Origin of the sequence: Moorena sp. SIO4E2, from assembly GCF_010671945.1 — a bacterium.
GTDB lineage: Bacteria > Cyanobacteriota > Cyanobacteriia > Cyanobacteriales > Coleofasciculaceae > Moorena > Moorena producens.
The window spans coordinates 1-1681 of record NZ_JAAHIE010001124.1 but is presented as its reverse complement, the minus strand read 5'-3'; the positions used below and the strand labels follow the sequence as shown (position 1 = coordinate 1681).

The following is a 1681-nucleotide window of genomic DNA, read 5'->3' as shown; positions in this document are numbered from 1 at the left end:
AAGGAGTAATCGGGCAAAATTGTGTCCAAAACAGCTAGGGCTTCGTCTGCCATCATTGACTAGGTTGAAAGCCAACACACCAAACACTAGCTTTACTTTGACATAGAATTGCCAAAATTTCCGTGCATAATAGCAATTTTTTGCAATTTTTTACGAGTATTACCAGCAGATGGCGCACTCCAATCTAGGTCAAATTCCCGATTTTTTCAGGCAGACAATTTCGATAGGTCTTCTTTAAAATCAACTCAACGTTCTTTAAGTCTGGTATCCCAAGACGATTGAGTGATGAAAAAACAAGTTTTCGGAGCAGTTTCAGCCCTAGCATTCGCCGCATCTGTGCTGCCTATGGCCATTCCTAGTCTGGTACCAGTGGCTCAGGCTCAAGCCGGTTTTGTGCCGAATGCTCCCTATGTTGCCAGCGCTGGAATTGCTGGAGCTGCAGGGGATAGGCATTTTATTACCGTTGGTGTGGCTGTGTTTCCAATAAATGCTGTTGTGATTGAATGTACCAATCTCGCTGGTGTTCGTAAAGCAACGGTTACTAATCAGTTTGGTGAGAGAGTGGCAGCAACCACAGCAGTTTCTAAGAGTCCTGAAGGTGGTACCGCTCTGACGGTTACCTTGAATGAACCTGTTAAACCAGGCAATGTGCTGCGCATTGTGATGGATGGGGTAGAACAAAATCGAGAAGGGGGAGCGATGCTTTATCGAGTGTCTGCTCTGACCGAAAATATATCCTATCCCTTTCCTGTGGGTACGGCAATGTTGCTGGAGCCGGTCTTGAATGACTAGAGTCAATAGGGTTGTTCGCGTAGCGTGGCCAATAGGCCAAGGTTGAATGTTGTTTGGTTGAAGGTGGTTTGGTTGAAGGTTGAAGGTGGTTTGGTTGAAGGTTGAATGTTGTTTGGTTAAAGGTTGAAGGTGGTTTGGTTGAAGGTTGAAGGTGGTTTGGTTGAAGGTTGAATGTTGTTTGGTTGAAGGTTGAAGGTGGTTTGGTTGAAGGTTAAATGTTTTTTGGTTGAAGGTTGAATGTTGTTTGGTTGAAGGTTGAATGTTGTTTGGTTGAAGGTTGTTTGGTTAGACCTTGCAATATTCAGATTTTTATGATAAGCTGACACGCATTTAAATTGGGATTTTTGAAGCCTAGATCTCTTACAGCAAGGCTTGTGAGCGATCAAAATAAATGCTTAACAGCTTATTGCTTGCGTCAATTATTCTGACCTATTCCCTGTTCCTTGATCCGAAGTTCCTTGATCGGAAGTTCCCGAAGTTCTGTGTCTTTCGATATCCGAGCCAAGTACTTCAGGATGTTGTCAAAGGAGTTAAGCTAGCATCAACCACATGGACAACTTAAAGGAGAAGTTTTATATGGTAAGCGAAGGTAATCTGATCGATGCAGCTTGGCAAGCGCTGGAAGATTCGATTATCTATTATAAAGGTAATCCCGTGGGCACAGTGGCGTCGAAAGATTCGGAGGTGGAAGCCCTGAATTATGACCAGTGTTTTACGCGGGATTTCGCGGTGTCGGCTATGGCATTGCTGATGAGGGGCAAGGGAGAAATTGTGCGCAATTTCCTGATCGAAACCCTAGGGCTTCAAAGCCGTGAAAAGCATATGGATTGCTTTAAGGCGGGTCTTGGATTGATGCCAGCTAGCTTTAAAGTGATACATAAGAAGGAAC

Annotated in this window: 3 protein-coding genes; 2 read left to right on the top strand and 1 reads right to left on the bottom strand. The window is 44.2% G+C overall.

Annotated features, from left to right (window positions below; genetic code table 11):
- The first annotated feature begins 285 nt into the window (after positions 1 to 285).
- Entirely contained in the window at positions 286 to 792 is a 507-nt protein-coding gene (locus F6K37_RS41365) for a hypothetical protein (RefSeq protein ID WP_287257081.1), read from the top strand.
- Positions 793 to 908: 116 nt separating this feature from the next.
- On the opposite strand, the gene F6K37_RS41360 is transcribed toward F6K37_RS41365, so the two are convergent.
- Positions 909 to 1118: a hypothetical protein gene (locus F6K37_RS41360; RefSeq protein WP_287257080.1), complete on the bottom strand. Its 210-nt coding sequence runs from the start codon at positions 1116 to 1118 to the stop codon at positions 909 to 911.
- A gap of 250 nt (positions 1119 to 1368) precedes the next feature.
- On the opposite strand from F6K37_RS41360, the gene F6K37_RS41355 reads away from it, so the two are divergent.
- Positions 1369 to 1681: glycoside hydrolase 100 family protein (locus F6K37_RS41355; RefSeq protein WP_287257079.1), on the top strand; the 313-nt coding region annotated here is incomplete at its 3' end.